Here is a 19,047-nt window from a genome sequence, read left to right on the forward strand (position 1 = left end):
CCCGTTATCCCTTACCAGTGCCAGCCAGCGCCGACGCCTGCCCCAAATTCGCCCTGCGAATCACCGGTAACCTTACCCTGGATAATCCAGCGGCCATTATCCGAAAGACGTGATACGCCTACCGCAACAGCAGACTCGCCTCCATAGGTACCAGCTCCAACGGACACCATGCTTTCACCAGACCGCCATGCCTGAGGCACAGAGCTTGCTGCAATAGCACTGGCTGAACCGGCGTTAGCGTTTTTCTCAACGTCATCAATACGGCCATTGACGTTGTTGATCTCGTTCTGGAAACGCTGCCCCAGCTCGTTCATCTGGCCAACGTTAACGGCATCACTTGCTTCTACGCCGGGCGCCACATTGGTGATCACCTCGCCACCTGCATCGACACCGTCACGCGTCACGCTGGGGCCATCTTCAATGGTCAAGCCATTGTCGTTGATGGTCGTTCCGCCTGTGGTAACACTGTCCACATCAAGATCCCGTTCGAGCGTTACCTGAACACCCCTCTCCGAGGTCTTGGTGGTAATGTTCTGGTCGCCACTGACAGTCAGGGTTTCGTCCAACTTGCGGTTGATTGTCTTGCCTTCATCAGCCGCGAAGTCGCGACCACCCGTCAGGGATTCGTTGATGTCTCCCAGGCCCTGCTGCACATCCCACAGCTGGCTACCATTCACGGCATCGGTGCTGTTCTCACTGATATCTCCACGACCCATACCGGTGATAACGGTGTTGCCATTCTCATCGACGTTGCCCTGGTCGATATCGACGCTGCCGACTTCAATGCTGTCGAAGTCCACGTCGCGCTGGGTCTCCACGGTGTAGATCGTCTGACCGTTATCGCCGTCAGCCTCGCTGACGTTGATATTATCGCCAGCTTTCACCTCGGTTGATGCGGCAGCCACGCCATCCTTGAGCTGGCTGACGTTCACCGCATCGGTGTCTTCCTCACCCGGCGCTACATTAGTGATGACGCTATTGCCGGCATCAATACCACTGGAGGTCACGCTTGGGCCATCAGCGATGACCAGCCCTTCGTTACCCAGCTGAACATCGTCGCCAACGCTTACACCATCACCATTCATGAGGGTGTCACCCACGCTGACGCGGCCGTTATCGCCATCCAGGGTGACCGCCTCTTCCCCTTCACCCAGGGTTATAGAGTCGTTGAGGGCCACTTCGATCCGGCCATCCTGATCTTCGCCGGTCTGGGTGACGGTAATGTTATTGTCACCGCGGAAGTCTACGGTGCCATCAGGCCCTATGTTCACTGAGTTCTCACCTGAGCCACTCAGATTCCATCCGGCGTTGGCTACGGTATAGACCTGACCCAGCTGTTCCTGTGTCGCCGCTTGGCCACCGGTGTAAGTGGCGTTCGGGTCGAAGGTGGTGTTGGTCAATCCGCCAATGGTGCCGGTATTGGCATCAATCGCGATTTCGTTAGCCGGTCCCGTGGTTGGGTTAGCCGACAAAGTGATCCTACCCGCTTCTACCTCGGTAGTTGCCGTCGGGTTCTCAGTGCTGTCATTCACCACCAGTCCATCTGTATCGAGCGACGAATCTCCCGCCTTGACGCTGCCGTCGCTGCCCAGATCCACATTTTCAGCCAACTGAACCTTCAGACCACCTTCATCATCCTGGGTGATGCCGATATTGTCGTCTGTCAGCGCGTCGGTATCCGCGCCACCGGTCAGACCCAGTGTTTCGTTGAGCTTACGCTCAACCACTTCGCCGTCGTCGCCAACAAACTTCAGACCGTCGTTGAGTGTGGCGACTTCTTCTTCGCCTTCAGGCCCTTCGTAGACAATCCGCGTGGTGGTTTCACCGTCGATACCGTCTACACCTGGCTCACCATCGGCAACAGTAATGTCCGCACCGGCACCGTCTTTACCTGTGATACCGATAGAGCCGTCTTCACCGTTGAGGACAATGCCGTCCTCGCCGTCTTCACCAGTGACGGTGATAGAACCTGCGTCACCGTCTTCGCCGATGGTCAGGTCATTGCCCAAGCCCAGCTGCAGTTCGCCTGCTTCGTCATCCGCGGTGGTGGTGATGTTGCCGTCCGGGTCGGTGACGGTGATGGTCTCGCCCAGATCCTGCGTGACTTTATCGCCGTTAGTGTCTGCCAGTCCGAAGCCGCCGCCGTTCTCCGCGGTGGAGACCTCTTGCAGGTCACCCACGTTGACCGCATTGGTAAGATCGTCGCCTTCAGCAGTCGCCAGGGGAGTGCCGTTCAGGCCGCTTTCAACGCCGGTGATCTGGTTGTCGCCGCCATCAATGCCGTCTGCGGCAATGCTTGGTGCCGTCTCATCCCGATTACCGTCTACATCCACAAACTCAACGCCGTTCTCATTAATGGTGAATCGGTCATTACCATTCGAGTTGACAAAGGTGGCGCTGTCTAGACCAGTTAGGTTTTTGGCCAGGGCAACGGTGATGTTGTTATCGTCGACCTGCGTCATGATGTTCTGGCCTTCGTCGAACGCTGACCAGTCGTCATTGTCGGCCGCACCGGTGATATCTACCTGGGTATTCAGCTCGGCATTGTGAACATCGCCGTCATTCGCGCCGAACTTCAGACCGTCGTTGAGTGTGGCGACTTCTTCTTCGCCTTCAGGCCCTTCGTAGACAATCCGCGTGGTGGTTTCACCGTCGATACCGTCTACACCTGGCTCACCATCGGCAACAGTAATGTCCGCACCGGCACCGGCTTTACCGGTCAAGCCTATGGAGCCGTCTTCGCCGTTAAGGACAATGCCATCTTCCCCATCCTGGCCATTGACGGTGATAGAGCCTGGCGCTTCGTCATCGCCGATGGTCAGGTCGTTGCCAAGACCAAAGTCAATCTCATTGTTATCCACGGTGGTGATGATGTTGCCGTCTGCACTGGTGAAATCAACCGTTTCTCCCAGTTTGACGTTGTCATCAGCCGTCGTCAGATTGGTGTTATCCGCGGTGATTTTAAAGCCGGTGTCGATCAGGTCGTTATTGACGTCTTGAAGGTCGCCCACGTTGACCGCGTTGTTGAGGTCATCGCCGGTGATGTCAGCCAACACCTGGTCGTCAAGACCGCTGCCAACGCCGGTGATCTGGTTGTTACCACCGTCGATGCCATCTTCGGCAATGCTCGGCGTATCGACACGCTGATCGCCCGCGTCGTCAACAAACTGGACGCCGTCCTTATTGATGGTGAACTGGTCGTCAGCGCCCGGCTCGCCGAAGGTGGCGCTATCCAGCTCGGTCAGGTTCCGGGCCATCACCAGGTTCAATTGGCCTTCGGCACTGTCAACCCGGAGGTTGGCACCGGAAGCCGCATCGCCATCAGCCAGCTCGCCTTCGATGTTGAGCGTGTCGTTCAGCTCTTTGGCAATGGTCTCGCCGGTGTTACCCGCGAAGTTCAGGCCGTCATTCAGGGTCGCCACGGTCTCGGTAATCGGGTCACCGTTCTGGTCTGTGCCTTCGTAAACGATACGGGTAATACCGTCCGTACCGGGGTCACCGTCAACACCAGGGGCACCGTCTTCAACGCCAATGGTGGCCGCAGGCGCACCGTCTGTGCCCGCTGGGCCCGTCAGACCGATGGTGCCGTCTTCGCCGTTAAGGGCAATGCCATCTTCCCCATCCTGGCCATTGACGGTGATAGAGCCTGGCGCTTCGTCATCGCCGATGGTCAGGTCGTTGCCAAGACCAAAGTCAATCTCATTGTCATCCACGGTGGTGATGATGTTGCCGTCAGCACTGGTGAAATCAACCGTTTCGCCCAGTTTGACGTTGTCATCAGTACCGTTGTCGGCAGCGATGTTAAAGCCGGTGTCGATCAGGTCGTTATTGACGTCTTGAAGGTCGCCCACGTTTACCGCATTGGTAAGGTCATCGCCTTCAGCATCGGCCAGGGTAGTGCCGGTCAGGCCGCTTTCGACGCTGGTGATCTGGTTGTTACCACCGTCGATGCCATCTTCGGCAATGCTTGGTGTGCCAACACGCTGTTCGCCTGCGGCGTCAACAAACTCAACGCCATCTTTATTGATGGTGAACTGGTCGTTAGTGCCCGGCTCGCCGAAGGTCGCGCTATCCAGCTCGGTCAGGTTCCGGGCCATCACCAGGTTCAATTGGCCTTCGGCACTGTCAACCCGGAGGTTGGCACCGGAAGCCGCATCGCCATCAGCCAGCTCGCCTTCGATGTTGAGCGTGTCGTTCAGCTCTTTGGCAATGGTCTCGCCGGTGTTACCCGCGAAGTTCAGGCCGTCATTCAGGGTCGCCACGGTCTCGGTAATCGGGTCACCGTTCTGGTCTGTGCCTTCGTAAACGATACGGGTAATACCGTCCGTACCGGGGTCACCGTCAACACCAGGGGCACCGTCTTCAACGCCAATGGTGGCCGCAGGCGCACCGTCTGTGCCCGCTGGGCCCGTCAGACCGATGGTGCCGTCTTCGCCGTTAAGGGCAATGCCATCTTCCCCATCCTGGCCATTGACGGTGATAGAGCCTGGCGCTTCGTCATCGCCGATGGTCAGGTCGTTGCCAAGACCAAAGTCAATCTCATTGTCATCCACGGTGGTGATGATGTTGCCGTCAGCACTGGTGAAATCAACCGTTTCGCCCAGTTTGACGTTGTCATCAGTACCGTTGTCGGCAGCGATGTTAAAGCCGGTGTCGATCAGGTCGTTATTGACGTCTTGAAGGTCGCCCACGTTTACCGCATTGGTAAGGTCATCGCCTTCAGCATCGGCCAGGGTAGTGCCGGTCAGGCCGCTTTCGACGCTGGTGATCTGGTTGTTACCACCGTCGATGCCATCTTCGGCAATGCTTGGTGTGCCAACACGCTGTTCGCCTGCGGCGTCAACAAACTCAACGCCATCTTTATTGATGGTGAACTGGTCGTTAGTGCCCGGCTCGCCGAAGGTCGCGCTATCCAGCTCGGTCAGGTTCCGGGCCATCACCAGGTTCAATTGGCCTTCGGCACTGTCAACCCGGAGGTTGGCACCGGAAGCCGCATCGCCATCAGCCAGCTCGCCTTCGATGTTGAGCGTGTCGTTCAGCTCTTTGGCAATGGTCTCGCCGGTGTTACCCGCGAAGTTCAGGCCGTCATTCAGGGTCGCCACGGTCTCGGTAATCGGGTCACCGTTCTGGTCTGTGCCTTCGTAAACGATACGGGTAATACCGTCCGTACCGGGGTCACCGTCAACACCAGGGGCACCGTCTTCAACGCCAATGGTGGCCGCAGGCGCACCGTCTGTGCCCGCTGGGCCCGTCAGACCGATGGTGCCGTCTTCGCCGTTAAGGGCAATGCCATCTTCCCCATCCTGGCCATTGACGGTGATAGAGCCTGGCGCTTCGTCATCGCCGATGGTCAGGTCGTTGCCAAGACCAAAGTCAATCTCATTGTCATCCACGGTGGTGATGATGTTGCCGTCAGCACTGGTGAAATCAACCGTTTCGCCCAGTTTGACGTTGTCATCAGTACCGTTGTCGGCAGCGATGTTAAAGCCGGTGTCGATCAGGTCGTTATTGACGTCTTGAAGGTCGCCCACGTTTACCGCGTTGTTGAGGTCATCGCCGGTGATGTCAGCCAACACCTGGTCGTCAAGACCGCTGCCAACGCCGGTGATCTGATCGCCACTCACATCCAGAGCACCGTCGACATTGGTGAGCACTGTGCTCGTGGTCGAGTCCGTAGCATCCCCAATGGTGACCTGGTTGAACTCAACATCATCTGCCGTGGCCACTTTGATCACCTGATCACTATCACGGGTAATCGCGATATTTTGGCCATCGACAAACTGAACGGCTTCACCCGGCGCGACGTTATCCGCGGTTTCAGCATTAACCTGAACGTCCCAGCCCGCAGTGGCAACATCGCTCACTTGCTTCAGCTGGTCTTCAGATGCCGCCTGGCCAGAGATGAAGTTATCCGGATCGAACGTGTCATTGGTCAGGCCGCCAATGGTACCTGCGTCACCGTCGATCGTGACCGTATTGGTCGAACCCACATCGATAGAGCTGGCCAAACCAAAGTCAATTTGGTTGTCGGTAACCGTCGTAACGACGTTGCCATCTTCACTGGTGTAGTTGACCGTTTCACCTAGTTTGACGTTGTCATCAGTACCGTTGTCGGCAGCGATGTTAAAGCCGGTGTCGATCAGGTCGTTATTGACGTCTTGAAGGTCGCCCACGTTGACCGCGTTGTTGAGGTCATCGCCGGTGATGTCAGCCAACACCTGGTCGTCAAGACCGCTGCCAACGCCGGTGATCTGATCGCCACTCACATCCAGAGCACCGTCGACATTGGTGAGCACCGTGCTCGTGGTCGAGTCCGAAGCATCCCCAATGGTGACCTGGTTGAACTCAACGTCGTCAGCCGTGGCCACTTTGATCACCTGATCACTATCACGGGTAATCGCGATATTTTGGCCATCGACAAACTGAACGGCTTCACCCGGCGCGACGTTATCCGCGGTTTCAGCATTAACCTGAACGTCCCAGCCCGCAGTGGCAACATCGCTCACTTGCTTCAGCTGGTCTTCAGATGCCGCCTGGCCAGAGATGAAGTTATCCGGATCGAACGTGTCATTGGTCAGGCCGCCAATGGTACCTGCGTCACCGTCGATCGTGACCGTATTGGTCGAACCCACATCGATAGAGCTGGCCAAACCAAAGTCAATTTGGTTGTCGGTAACCGTCGTAACGACGTTGCCATCTTCACTGGTGTAGTTGACCGTTTCACCCAGTTTGACGTTGTCATCAGAACCGTTGTCGGCAGCGATGTTAAAGCCGGTGTCGATCAGGTCGTTATTGACGTCTTGAAGGTCGCCCACGTTGACCGCGTTGTTGAGGTCATCGCCGGTGATGTCAGCCAACACCTGGTCGTCAAGACCGCTGCCAACGCCGGTGATCTGATCGCCACTCACATCCAGAGCACCGTCGACATTGGTGAGCACTGTGCTCGTGGTCGAGTCCGAAGCATCCCCAATGGTGACCTGGTTGAACTCAACGTCGTCAGCCGTGGCCACTTTGATCACCTGATCACTGTCACGGGTAATCGCGATATTTTGGCCATCGACAAACTGAACGGTTTCACCCGGCGCGACGTTATCCTCGGTTTCAGCATTCACCTGAACGTCCCAGCCGGCATTGGCCACGTCGCTGATATCTTTCAGCTGGTCTTCCGTCGCCGCCTGGCCGGAGGTGAAGTTATCCGGATCGAACGTGTCATTGGTCAGGCCGCCAATGGTGCCGGTGTCGCCATCAATCGAGACAGGGTTGTCAGACCCGACATTGATCACGTCCGCCAGGCCAAGCTGCACACCGTCCGCCGAGGTGGTAGAGGTAACGTTGGCATCACCGTTGACATTAATGGTGTCGCCTAACGCGTAGTTATTTGACGTAGCACCGTCACCAAAGTTGAGACCTTCATTGATCGCGGTGGTGTTGTTGGTGATGTTGGTCGTGTTGGTGTCCACGTTTTCATTGGTCGCGAACAGCTGGCTGCCGTTAATCGCGTCAGTGGAGGTATCGCTTATTTCACCGTCTGCCACATTGGTGATCTGATCGCCACCCACATCCAGAGCACCGTCGACATTGGTGAGCACTGTGCTGTTAGCTGGGTCAGTGGCATCGCCAATGGTGACCTGGTTGAACTCAACATCATCTGCCGTGGCCACTTTGATCACCTGATCACTATCACGGGTAATCGCGATATTTTGGCCATCGACAAACTGAACGGCTTCACCCGATGCGACGTTATCCGCGGTTTCAGTATTCACCTGAACGTCCCAGCCGGCATTGGCCACGTCGCTGATATCTTTCAGCTGGTCTTCCGTCGCCGCCTGGCCGGAGGTGAAGTTATCCGGATCGAACGTGTCATTGGTCAGGCCGCCAATGGTGCCGGTGTCGCCATCAATCGAGACCGGGTTGGTAGACCCGACATTGATCACGTCCGCCAGGCCAAGCTGCACACCGTCCGCCGAGGTGGTAGAGGTAACGTTGGCATCACCGTTGACATTAATGGTGTCGCCTAACGCGTAGTTATTTGACGTAGCACCGTCACCAAAGTTGAGACCTTCATTGATCGCGGTGGTGTTGTTGGTGATGTTGGTCGTGTTGGTGTCCACGTTTTCATTGGTCGCGAACAGCTGGCTGCCGTTAATCGCGTCAGTGGAGGTATCGCTTATTTCACCGTCTGCCACATTGGTGATCTGATCGCCACCCACATCCAGAGCACCGTCGACATTGGTGAGCACTGTGCTGTTAGCTGGGTCAGTGGCATCGCCAATGGTGACCTGGTTGAACTCAACATCATCTGCCGTGGCCACTTTGATCACCTGATCACTATCACGGGTAATCGCGATATTTTGGCCATCGACAAACTGAACGGCTTCACCCGATGCGACGTTATCCGCGGTTTCAGTATTCACCTGAACGTCCCAGCCGGCATTGGCCACGTCGCTGATATCTTTCAGCTGGTCTTCCGTCGCCGCCTGGCCGGAGGTGAAGTTATCCGGATCGAACGTGTCATTGGTCAGGCCGCCAATGGTGCCGGTGTCGCCATCAATCGAGACCGGGTTGGTAGACCCGACATTGATCACGTCCGCCAGGCCAAGCTGCACACCGTCCGCCGAGGTGGTAGAGGTAACGTTGGCATCACCGTTGACATTAATGGTGTCGCCTAACGCGTAGTTATTTGACGTAGCACCGTCACCAAAGTTGAGACCTTCATTGATCGCGGTGGTGTTGTTGGTGATGTTGGTCGTGTTGGTGTCCACGTTTTCATTGGTCGCGAACAGCTGGCTGCCGTTAATCGCGTCAGTGGAGGTATCGCTTATTTCACCGTCTGCCACATTGGTGATCTGATCGCCACTCACATCCAGAGCACCGTCGACATTGGTGAGCACCGTGCTCGTGGTCGAGTCCGAAGCATCCCCAATGGTGACCTGGTTGAACTCAACGTCGTCAGCCGTGGCCACTTTGATCACCTGATCACTGTCACGGGTAATCGCGATATTTTGGCCATCGACAAACTGAACGGTTTCACCCGGCGCGACGTTATCCTCGGTTTCAGCATTCACCTGAACGTCCCAGCCGGCATTGGCCACGTCGCTGATATCTTTCAGCTGGTCTTCCGTCGCCGCCTGGCCGGAGGTGAAGTTATCCGGATCGAACGTGTCATTGGTCAGGCCGCCAATGGTGCCGGTGTCGCCATCAATCGAGACAGGGTTGTCAGACCCCACATTGATCACGTCCGCCAGCCCAAGCTGCACACCATCCGTCGTGGTGGTAGAGGTAACGTTGGCATCACCGTTGACATTAATGGTGTCGCCTAACGCGTAGTTATTTGACGTAGCACCGTCACCAAAGTTGAGACCTTCATTGATCGCGGTGGTGTTGTTGGTGATGTTGGTCGTGTTGGTGTCCACGTTTTCATTGGTCGCGAACAGCTGGCTGCCGTTAATCGCGTCAGTGGAGGTATCGCTTATTTCACCGTCTGCCACATTGGTGATCTGATCGCCACTCACATCCAGAGCACCGTCGACATTGGTGAGCACCGTGCTCGTGGTCGAGTCCGTAGCATCCCCAATGGTGACCTGGTTGAACTCAACATCATCTGCCGTGGCCACTTTGATCACCTGATCACTATCACGGGTAATCGCGATATTTTGGCCATCGACAAACTGAACGGCTTCACCCGATGCGACGTTATCCGCGGTTTCAGCATTCACCTGAACGTCCCAGCCGGCATTGGCCACGTCGCTGATATCTTTCAGCTGGTCTTCCGTCGCCGCCTGGCCGGAGGTGAAGTTATCCGGATCGAACGTGTCATTGGTCAGGCCACCAATGGTGCCGGTGTCGCCATCAATCGAGACAGGGTTGTCAGACCCGACATTGATCACGTCCGCCAGGCCAAGCTGCACACCGTCCGCCGAGGTGGTAGAGGTAACGTTGGCATCACCGTTGACATTAATGGTGTCGCCTAACGCGTAGTTATTTGACGTAGCACCGTCACCAAAGTTGAGACCTTCATTGATCGCGGTGGTGTTGTTGGTGATGTTGGTCGTGTTGGTGTCCACGTTTTCATTGGTCGCGAACAGCTGGCTGCCGTTAATCGCGTCAGTGGAGGTATCGCTTATGTCACCGTCTGCCACATTGGTGATCTGATCGCCACTCACATCCAGAGCACCGTCGACATTGGTGAGCACTGTGCTGTTAGCTGGGTCAGTGGCATCGCCAATGGTGACCTGGTTGAACTCAACGTCGTCAGCCGTGGCCACTTTGATCACCTGATCACTATCACGGGTAATCGCGATATTTTGGCCATCGACAAACTGAACGGCTTCACCCGGCGCGACGTTATCCGCGGTTTCAGCATTAACCTGAACGTCCCAGCCTTTGTTGGCATTTTCCAGGCTGTCTTTGCTGTCCTGGCTGAGGTCAACCGCGTAATCCGTCACGTTATCAGCGTCAGGACCGTCTGAGGTCACTGTAACGGCGTCTGAACCGTTACTGACCGTGGTGCCGTCAGCATCCACGGTGTAAATGGTGCCACCATCAGGGTTATCTGAGGTCGTAACGGCAGTGTTGGTGCCCGCTTCTACTTTGGACTGTGAGGCAATTAACTGACTGACGTTCACCGCGTCATCATCCTGGGTACCCGCTGCCAGGCTTGTAATCTGACGGCTTCCCACATCTACCGCTGATTGAGTTGCCTCAGTAGCATCAATCGCCACAATATCAACAGCTGTTGCCCCAAACGGCTTATAGCCGGTCTCGCCAGCAGCCGTGTCAGCTAACGAACCTGCACCAAGGGCAACGCCTCCTTCAACAATCGCCTGGGATTGCGTTCCTATGGCAATTGAATCCACTTCATCTGCTTGAGACTCGGTACCTGTTGCAATTGAATCCTCTCCATTTGCTTGAGACTCGGTACCTGTTGCAATTGAATCCTCTCCATTTGCTTGAGACTGGGTACCTGTTGCAATTGCGTTGTTGGCTCTGGTAACCGAGTTGGTCCCCGTTGCAATTGCGCCAGTCCCCCTGGCTAGAGCATTGGTTCCACTGGCCTGAGAATCTGTGGATCTGGCATCAGCATTGGTTCCACTGGCCTGAGAATCTGTGGCTCTGGCCTGAGAATCTGTACCAAAGGCTAGTGCGTTTAAACCGGTCGCATGAGCATCCGAACCTAGTGCAACGGCACGATCTCTGGTGGCCCACGCGCTCTGGCCGATAGCGATACCTTCTTCCGCAATCGATTCTGCATCAGTACCAATGACAATAGAGTTATCCACGCTATTGCCACTGTTAGGGTCTGCCTGGGCATTAGTACCCATCGTGATGGTGTTTTCACCCTGGCTTACAGCACTCTGACCGATCGCCACACCACCATCACCGTACGCATCTGAGTTATTACCCAGCACCGTTGAATTTTTACCCAACGCAGCAACGTTAAAGCCGATCGCAGTGCTTTGCTCTTCGGCTGCATTAACCTGATGACCTGCCGCCAACGAAAAGTCACCCGCTGCAGTTGCAACCGGGCCGATTGCTGTTGCATTAACCCCTGTCGCACCGGAATTGTCTTCGTTCTGTAATTCACTGGCATTGACACTAAAGTATTCAACAGCGTTCTCAGCTACGGTTTCATTAAGCTGACTAACGCTAACGGCCTGATTGGCCAACTGCCCATCTTCAATGTCAATGGTTCCATCCGGGTTATAGATAACGGCATCACCCGGCAAAACGCTGATAGCACCGCTTGAAACAGCATTAATAGCCTCAGCAACCGTACCGTATTGCTGGTTATTTCCACTTCCATCCTGTAGCTCTATGACATAGCCACTATAGGTTCCATCATCTTCCAGGGTGACATTACCCCCCACCAAATTTGCAACGCTCTGTTGAGACGCCTCTAACTGGCGAACGTTGATGGCATCGTAGTCGTTGGCGCCATCCGCAACGTTGACAATACGCCGCTGTACACCTCCTCCAGATCCTCCAGAGTTGCCAATGGAGAGGACCGTGCCGTCAAATGCACTGCCTGTGATATAGCCAGTACCGGTTTCATCACCTGCTAACGCTTCACTGCCTGTTCCCAGGGCAATGTTTCCACTCGATGCAACCGTGTTCTGGCCAATGGCAACACTGCCCTCGCCGGCATCAGCCCCTGAGCCGAAGGCAGTACCCTGAGATAACGCTGACGCGTTATAGCCCAGGGCAGTACCATCGGTCTCCGCGGATGAATCTGCACCCACCGCGGTGGCGCGGGAAATAAGCTCTGTCGCTGTCAGGTTATTGGCATTATTGCCGATGGATGTATTGAAATTACCTTCAGCAAAAGTGCCAGCCCGATTACCCAGCGCGGTGTTCTGATCACCAGTTACATCCGAGCCAGTTCCAGAACCAATGGCAATATTTTCGTTACCATCGACGTTTTGCCCAGCTTGATCACCGATTGCAATGTGCGATACACGGTCATCATTGAAGCCACCTATTGAGCCCTCACCGGCTCTAAAACCGATTGAAATGCCTCTTTTTGTATAAGCTTCAGCACGATCACCTGCAGCGAAAGAGTTATTGCGCCGGGCTTCTGCATTTGGGCCAATCGCAATGGCGTTAAAACCGGTCGCCTGTGCATCGTCGTCATTAGAATTAGCGCGAAAATACTTGATGCCTTCACCTTCAGTGAACAGATCGAAATCTATCGAATCCACCAGATCCTTCACCGGTTCGAACTGGCCAAAATTGACCGCATCACCCGCTGCTACACCATCCGCCACGTTACTGATGACGTTGTTACCTGCGTCAATACCGTTTGCTGTGAGGCTTGGCCCGTTAGTAATGGTAAGGCTGTCTACCTCTAAATCGGGGTCAAGCTCAAGGGTAAACTCAGCAATATCATTCGTAGCATCATTGGCCTCTACTAGAGAGACAAGCAGGTTATCTCCGGTGATGAACCTGATGACATCAGGATCCAGGGTAGTTTCTACCGTTTGCTGCGCTGAGAGAGGAAGCGATGTCGCCATCAGGATAGCCGCGACCAAAGGGGAGGGAACAAATCTACTGAGACTTGCAAGCACACTTCTTCCGGTAGCGGCTACAGCACCAATCCGACCACGGGCACCGTTCGCTTTATCGACACTACGGGCGGCTTCAGAAGTAACGACGACACGACCCAGGGTCCGGTTCCAGACAAGCCTAAATACTCTATTCATGATTTGCTCCGCATTCTTTATCAGGGTGGTGGGCAGGTCCGTTCCTGCACCACTGCCATCCTTGACAGGATCAGTGACCTACAACCTTGCTAACGGCCCCGATTAGCCAGGGCTAGTATCAAGTTGAAGGCATTTTCGATCTCCAGACACCCCACATCAACATTACTTAACAATTGTTCACCCAGGCATGAGATAGTCAGGTCATCAACTTGCTCGCGGTTGACCACCCGGCTTCAGCAAGCCTGATGCCAGAAATGCGCAGGCTGCTGCCACCAGGCTTTTGAAGGAAGTACTGCGCTGGCTAACGCGTATACGCTTCTTGCATAGAAGCGGTTAAGACCCACGCGCCTGATACCCCGGGATGGATGGCTGAGCTGAACGCGGAGAGGATGTTCTTTGCACGAATGTTGGCGTTTTTTACCGTTAAAATTGTTACGCAGGTGCTGAAAGACAGGCATGAAAATGAGCGGCAAGATTGTCGATACATGCGTCTTCATGGGCGATTCATGCTTCCAACCGCTGCCCTCAATGTTAACCAAGACTGTATGGAAAGCAGCGCTATGCTTGCAGACGCGGGTGACACCCTATTGAGTCGTTGCGCATTACCGCTAGAGGAGAAATGAAACGGGCGGATTGTGTCAATGCTATAGCATGCATGACTTGCATAACTTTAAGTTAGCCGGCTAATTTTTATACTCGGCAGCCCGTCAGTCACCGCGCAAAAAATTGACTGGAATAGCCGTTTTCAACCTGCGCTGTCAGCTTTTTATGGGTGATTTTTTCCACCGCGATATAAATCATTGTTTACAATGCTGATGGCTTTATTTTAATTCGGATTGGAAATTAGTCGATACATGACGCGCTGCAATTCCTTAAGAATATTTAATAAACTCGATATTTTTCCACGCTTAAAAATTATAAACCTTTGTTATTTAGTGGTTATTTACAGGACGACCGGCTATGCAGATAGCCCGCGGCGTGGCTATAACAGCGCTGTACGGGGAAGTTACTGTCACTGGCATTATGGGCAAGAATGAAGTATTTTTTCCGAAAGTTAACCGCTTTTAAATAAGAACCGACAGGGATAACAATCTTACTTAATGTTAAATATTTACATTAAGTTAATTTTTTGGCGCGCCGACTCAATTTTAGGGAAAAATGTTAGCGGCACCTTCAATACCATCTGGAATAAAGCTTATGCGTATAGCAATCGTAGAAGATGATACTGTGATGATAAGGCTGATCCATAGCGCCTTACAGAGTGGCTTTGAGGAAAGGAACATTAGCGTGACCATCACGTCCTTTGAGTCTGGCAAGGATTTCATCCGAGTGGCCAGCCGGGAGACTTTTGATATTGTCTTTCTTGACTGGCACTTGCCTGACGGTACGGGGATTGGTCTGATCGACTGGATGAAAAAATACCTTGAAGCCCTGCCAGCCGTTTTGATGGTGACTCAACGTCAGGAAGAGCGTGATATCATTGAAGCCCTCAATGCAGGAGCCGATGATTTCATCAGTAAGCCCTTCCGTCCGAAGGAGCTCGCCGCCCGGGCGTTTGCGGCCATTCGGCGTCGTTCATTGCGGACATCCGCCACGGCACAACAAAGTGAACTGGAATTCGGCGGCATCAGGCTCAATTCCAACCGTGAAGTCGCTTTTGTCGCGGGAGAAGAAGTCGCCTTGACGCGTCAGGAATTCCGCCTGGCCTACCTGTTACTCAACCAGTTAGGTAGCCCACTCTCGCGTTCCTATCTGTATGAATATGTCTGGGGGCGTAGCAATGACCCGAATACGCGCACCCTGGATGTGCATATTCACCGTGTGCGCAAGAAGCTCAAGCTGACCGCCGAGCATGGCTGGAACCTGGTGTCTGTTTACGGTTACGGCTATCGGCTGCAAGCTGTCAATGCCCCCAATGAAGACAAGCAGGATTCGCTAAGAGCAGGCTAGGGCCTGGTGACGTTTCCTCCCGAACCGGGGGAAGATATGGCCCAGAGCGAGGCTGACATGTCGATTTACGCCGCTGTGCGGGAAAGTGAAAACGCCCTTTATCACGTGAAAGGGCGTTACCGTCTTGCGCTGGGTACGGGCCTTGCCCGTTAGTGCGTAAATTGAACGCCTAACCGCCGGCCGACTTCTTCGTAGGCTTCAATCACGCCGCCTAACCCTTGACGAAAACGATCCTTATCCATCTTTTCGCGCGTAGTGGCATCCCACAGGCGGCATCCATCGGGTGAGAATTCATCACCCAGAATTACCTGACCCTTGAAGATACCAAACTCCAGTTTATAGTCGACCAGCAGCATATCGCCTTCAGCAAAGAGCTGCTTGAGCACATGGTTAACCTTGAAGGTCAGTGCCTTCATTCTGGTTAGCTGCTCCGGCGTTGCCCAACCGAAGGTTTCTGCCAGGGATTCGTTGATCATGGGGTCGCTTTTCTCGTCATTCTTGAGAAACAGCTCAAATGTCGGTGGCGTGAGGGCCATCCCTTCTTCTACGCCAAGACGCTTGACCAGGCTGCCTGCCGCCACGTTACGAATAACGCACTCGACCGGAATCATGTCCATCCGCTTGACCAGGCTTTCTGTGTCGGACAGGCGTTTTTCAAAATGAGTCGGAATGCCGGCATCTTCCAGACGCGCCATGATGAACGCATTAAACACGTTATTGACGCACCCTTTACGCGCCAGGGATTCTTTTTTCTTGCCGTCAAAGGCACTGGTGTCATCACGAAAATGCATGATCAGCAGATCAGGGTCGTCAGTGGTATAAACGGATTTTGCCTTGCCGGCATAAAGCTCTTGGCGCTTTTCCATGGTAACTCCGAAACGGGGCATAACGGGGGCTGATATAGACATTCAAACGGCAAATGGCGTGCTGCCATTTGCCGGTCAGTGTGCCTGTTAATGTGTATGTGGTTAAGACTGGATGGCCGCTTCAGCGCAGGTAGCCCGCAACGCGCTCCAGCAGTTCGCGCTGGTCATCGGCCGTAAAAGCACGTTCGCTGGCGTTGATGGCACGTAGTACGGTTTCGTTTCCGTTGTCCTCCAACTCCAGCCGGATGTCCTGGGACATCTGGCGAACATCGGCGCTGAAGACGATTTGCAGCGGATTACGATTGCGCTCACTCAAGGTCATGTAGTTGACCAGGAAGGCATACTCATTGGCATTGGCTTCCAGAAGGTTGCGTTCGCCTTCCACGCTGAAATCCTGCTCGATAAAGTGGTTGATTTCGGCCCACACCGGCTCAACCGGATGGGGAATCACCACTTCCCAGCGCTCGTCCTGCTGGCGAAACACCAAGGCATCTTCTTCATCCATGCGCTGCGCCTGCCAGGAGGCTTCACTGGCGCTATTGCTGGCACTGGCACTGCGGCCTTCAAAATAGCGTTGCAAGGCATCCAGGCAGCGACTCGACGACTGCCCGCCCTGTTCGCAGCGCACTTCCGTGCTGCCCGAACGCAGTGCGCGCTGCACACTGAGCTGGCCCTGATCGGTCTCGATACGGCCACGGTCATTATCAACCGCCGTAACATTCATGCCGCGGCTGCCAATAAAGCCTTCCAGTTGGGGCCAGACATCGGCCGGCGCTGCATTGACGACCAGCCACTGTTGATCGCCGATCTCGCGGCGCTCGACAAATTCGGCCTCCATGCGGCTACCTACCCCCATCGCCTGAGGGGGGCGCACATCGGCCACCTGGTCGACGCTCCCCAGCATGTCAGCCCGTGGAATGGGCAGCGCATCACCATAACGCCTGGGGTCTCGCGTGTCTGGAAGCATCAAGGGTTCACCCAGCTCGATATCGGCGTAGTCCAGATTACGGTCATGGTAGAAACCATCGCGCGCGCAGCCTGACATCACAAGGGCAGTTGCCAGCGCCAGCGGAATCCATTTAAGCGCGCGTTTTTCAAGCACAGAACTCATCATGCCACCTTCACGTTTGACAAAAGGGCTGAACACCTCGACCTGCACTGGCGAATGCAGAGTTAACGGAGCTCAACTTGGTTTTCTTCAATAACGCCCGCCAGTTGCAGGGCTTCGCTCACCGTGGCGTGGTATTTGTCCGACAACCAGGTCAGCGGCAGCCGGATACCGGCTTCAGCATAGCCCATACGGCCCAGTGCCCATTTGACCGGTATCGGATTGGCCTCGATCCCCAGATTGGTATGTAACGGCATCAAGCGCGTGTTGATCTGGTGGGCCTTGTCGGCATCACCGGCCACCGCGGCAACACATAACTCATGCATGGCCCTGGGTGCCACATTGGCAGTGACCGAGATATCGCCGTGCCCCCCCATCAACATGAAGTCACAGGCCGTGGCATCATCGCCGGAGTAGAGCATGAAACCGCTGCCCTTAAGGCGGGTAATCAGGTCTTCAGCGCGCTCAAGATTGCCGGTGGCATCTTTCAGGCCAACAATGTTGTCGAGCGCCGCCAGACGCAACACGGTTTCATTATACAGATCGGCGACGGTTCGGCCCGGAACGTTATACAGAATAACCGGCAGTTTGCTGCCTTCTGCCACCGCCTTGAAGTGCTGGTAGAGACCTTCCTGGGTCGGCTTGTTGTAGTACGGGCAGACCGACAGACAGTAATCTGCCCCGACATCACCGGCATAGCGCGCCAACTCTACGGCTTCCGACGTGGCATTGGCGCCGGTGCCGGCAATCACCGGAATCCGGCCATCAACCTCTTCCACTATGCTGCGGATCACATCGAAATGCTCGGCAAACGACATGGTGGTGGGCTCGCCTGTGGTACCTGCAGCGACAATGGCATCAGTGCCGTTTTCCAGATGGAAGTTCACCAGACGACGTAGCGCCTCCCAGTCGATGTCGCCATTGACCTTCATCGGCGTCGCGAGGGCGACAATGCTGCCTGTGATCATCCGTTTATTCCTCAACTACAAAATTATGAGAGCGTCACGCGTGACGGGCTGTAATGGATTATGCGGCTGCGTCTCTCAGGAACGCCAGTCATACACAACATCCATCCGATAAACCTCGAATGGTACTCAGGCGACTTCAAGGTGTACAGCACAAAACATCAGGCCTGACGCCTGATGGACTGTTTTTTTGGGCGCTTCTGAGCCGTAACGTTTGAACCGTTTGATCTAATTCGTTCCATTCTAACCGTGTTTTGACCCTGAGGGGCAGTGCTCCCCCCCATTGACGACCCTCGTTCTCAAGGCGTGCAAAGGCGTTTGCAGCCTGCAACACCACCCGCAGCCAGCCGGGTGTCTGTATCATTAACCTTGATCTGTTGTAGGCTTGCTTTTTTATCACTCACTCACATAAGGAGTCAGGCATGGGGGTTACTTTAGGTCAGCCCGTTGATGATTTTACCGCCCAGGCGACGGGGAACAAGGCGGTGACACTCTCTGAACTGCGTGGCCAGCAGGTGGTGGTGTATTTTTACCCCAAAGCCAGCACTCCCGGCTGCACCACTGAAGGCGGTGATTTCCGTGACCGCAAACCACAGTTCGATGCGGCCAACACCGTTATCCTGGGGGTCTCCAGGGATGGCATCCGCGCTCAGGAAAACTTCAAGGCCAAACAGGGTTTCAATTTTGAGCTGGTGTCCGACAAGGACGAAAGCCTTTGCCAGCTTTTCGACGTGATCAAGCTGAAGAAACTCTATGGCAAGGAGCATCTGGGCATTGAGCGCAGCACTTTCCTGATTGATCGCGAGGGTAACCTGGCCAGCGAATGGCGCGGGGTCAAGGTACCAGGCCATGTGGATGAGGTGCTGGCTGCGGCCCAGGCATTGCATGCCGCCACCTGAGCGCCATTGAAGGTGCAGTTTCCGGCCGTGATGTCATCGCGAACGGCCGGAAACCGGGCT

Annotated in this window: 7 protein-coding genes; 3 read left to right on the forward strand and 4 right to left on the reverse strand. The window is 54.9% G+C overall.

Features of this window, described 5'->3' with window-relative positions; genetic code table 11:
• Positions 1-11 precede the first annotated feature (11 nt).
• Positions 12-13,199: a YadA-like family protein gene (locus tag LL947_RS12085; protein WP_499833343.1), complete on the reverse strand. Its 13,188-nt coding sequence runs from the start codon at positions 13,197-13,199 to the stop codon at positions 12-14.
• Between the two features lie 1,197 nt (positions 13,200-14,396).
• Between LL947_RS12085 and LL947_RS12090 the strand changes: the two genes are divergently transcribed.
• Positions 14,397-15,149, forward strand: coding sequence for a response regulator transcription factor (locus tag LL947_RS12090; RefSeq protein ID WP_499833345.1), 753 nt, complete (start codon positions 14,397-14,399; stop codon positions 15,147-15,149).
• Between the two features lie 6 nt (positions 15,150-15,155).
• The gene (locus LL947_RS12095) at positions 15,156-15,302 is read left to right on the forward strand and encodes a hypothetical protein (RefSeq protein WP_499833346.1); all 147 of its coding nucleotides are present in this window, start codon (positions 15,156-15,158) and stop codon (positions 15,300-15,302) included.
• On the opposite strand, the gene purC is transcribed toward LL947_RS12095, so the two are convergent.
• From purC to dapA, 3 genes are all read right to left on the reverse strand, one after another.
• Entirely contained in the window at positions 15,299-16,015 is a 717-nt protein-coding gene (purC, locus tag LL947_RS12100; RefSeq protein WP_404414223.1) for a phosphoribosylaminoimidazolesuccinocarboxamide synthase, read from the reverse strand. The two genes, LL947_RS12095 and purC, sit on opposite strands and share 4 nt — an antisense overlap.
• A gap of 121 nt (positions 16,016-16,136) precedes the next feature.
• Positions 16,137-17,129, reverse strand: coding sequence for a lipoprotein, NlpB (locus tag LL947_RS12105; protein WP_499833347.1), 993 nt, complete (start codon positions 17,127-17,129; stop codon positions 16,137-16,139).
• A gap of 59 nt (positions 17,130-17,188) precedes the next feature.
• Entirely contained in the window at positions 17,189-18,091 is a 903-nt protein-coding gene (gene dapA / locus LL947_RS12110) for a 4-hydroxy-tetrahydrodipicolinate synthase (protein WP_499833348.1), read from the reverse strand.
• 419 nt (positions 18,092-18,510) lie between these two features.
• Here dapA and LL947_RS12115 point away from each other — a divergent pair, with 419 nt between their 5' ends.
• Positions 18,511-18,987 (forward strand): peroxiredoxin, encoded by a 477-nt coding sequence (locus LL947_RS12115; protein WP_290821698.1) that lies wholly within the window; start codon positions 18,511-18,513, stop codon positions 18,985-18,987.
• The last annotated feature ends 60 nt before the right edge of the window (positions 18,988-19,047 follow it).

Source organism: Halomonas sp. BLK-85, assembly GCF_044792155.1.
Classification (GTDB): domain Bacteria; phylum Pseudomonadota; class Gammaproteobacteria; order Pseudomonadales; family Halomonadaceae; genus Vreelandella.

Bases quoted from the DNA above. Each gene is read 5' to 3' on its own strand.
- dapA (WP_499833348.1), bottom strand. From the start codon at position 18,091: ATGATCACAGGCAGCATTGTCGCCCTCGCGACGCCGATGAAGGTCAAT.
- LL947_RS12105 (WP_499833347.1), bottom strand. From the start codon at position 17,129: ATGATGAGTTCTGTGCTTGAAAAACGCGCGCTTAAATGGATTCCGCTG.
- LL947_RS12085 (WP_499833343.1), bottom strand. From the start codon at position 13,199: ATGAATAGAGTATTTAGGCTTGTCTGGAACCGGACCCTGGGTCGTGTC.
- LL947_RS12090 (WP_499833345.1), top strand. From the start codon at position 14,397: ATGCGTATAGCAATCGTAGAAGATGATACTGTGATGATAAGGCTGATC.
- LL947_RS12115 (WP_290821698.1), top strand. From the start codon at position 18,511: ATGGGGGTTACTTTAGGTCAGCCCGTTGATGATTTTACCGCCCAGGCG.
- purC (WP_404414223.1), bottom strand. From the start codon at position 16,015: ATGGAAAAGCGCCAAGAGCTTTATGCCGGCAAGGCAAAATCCGTTTAT.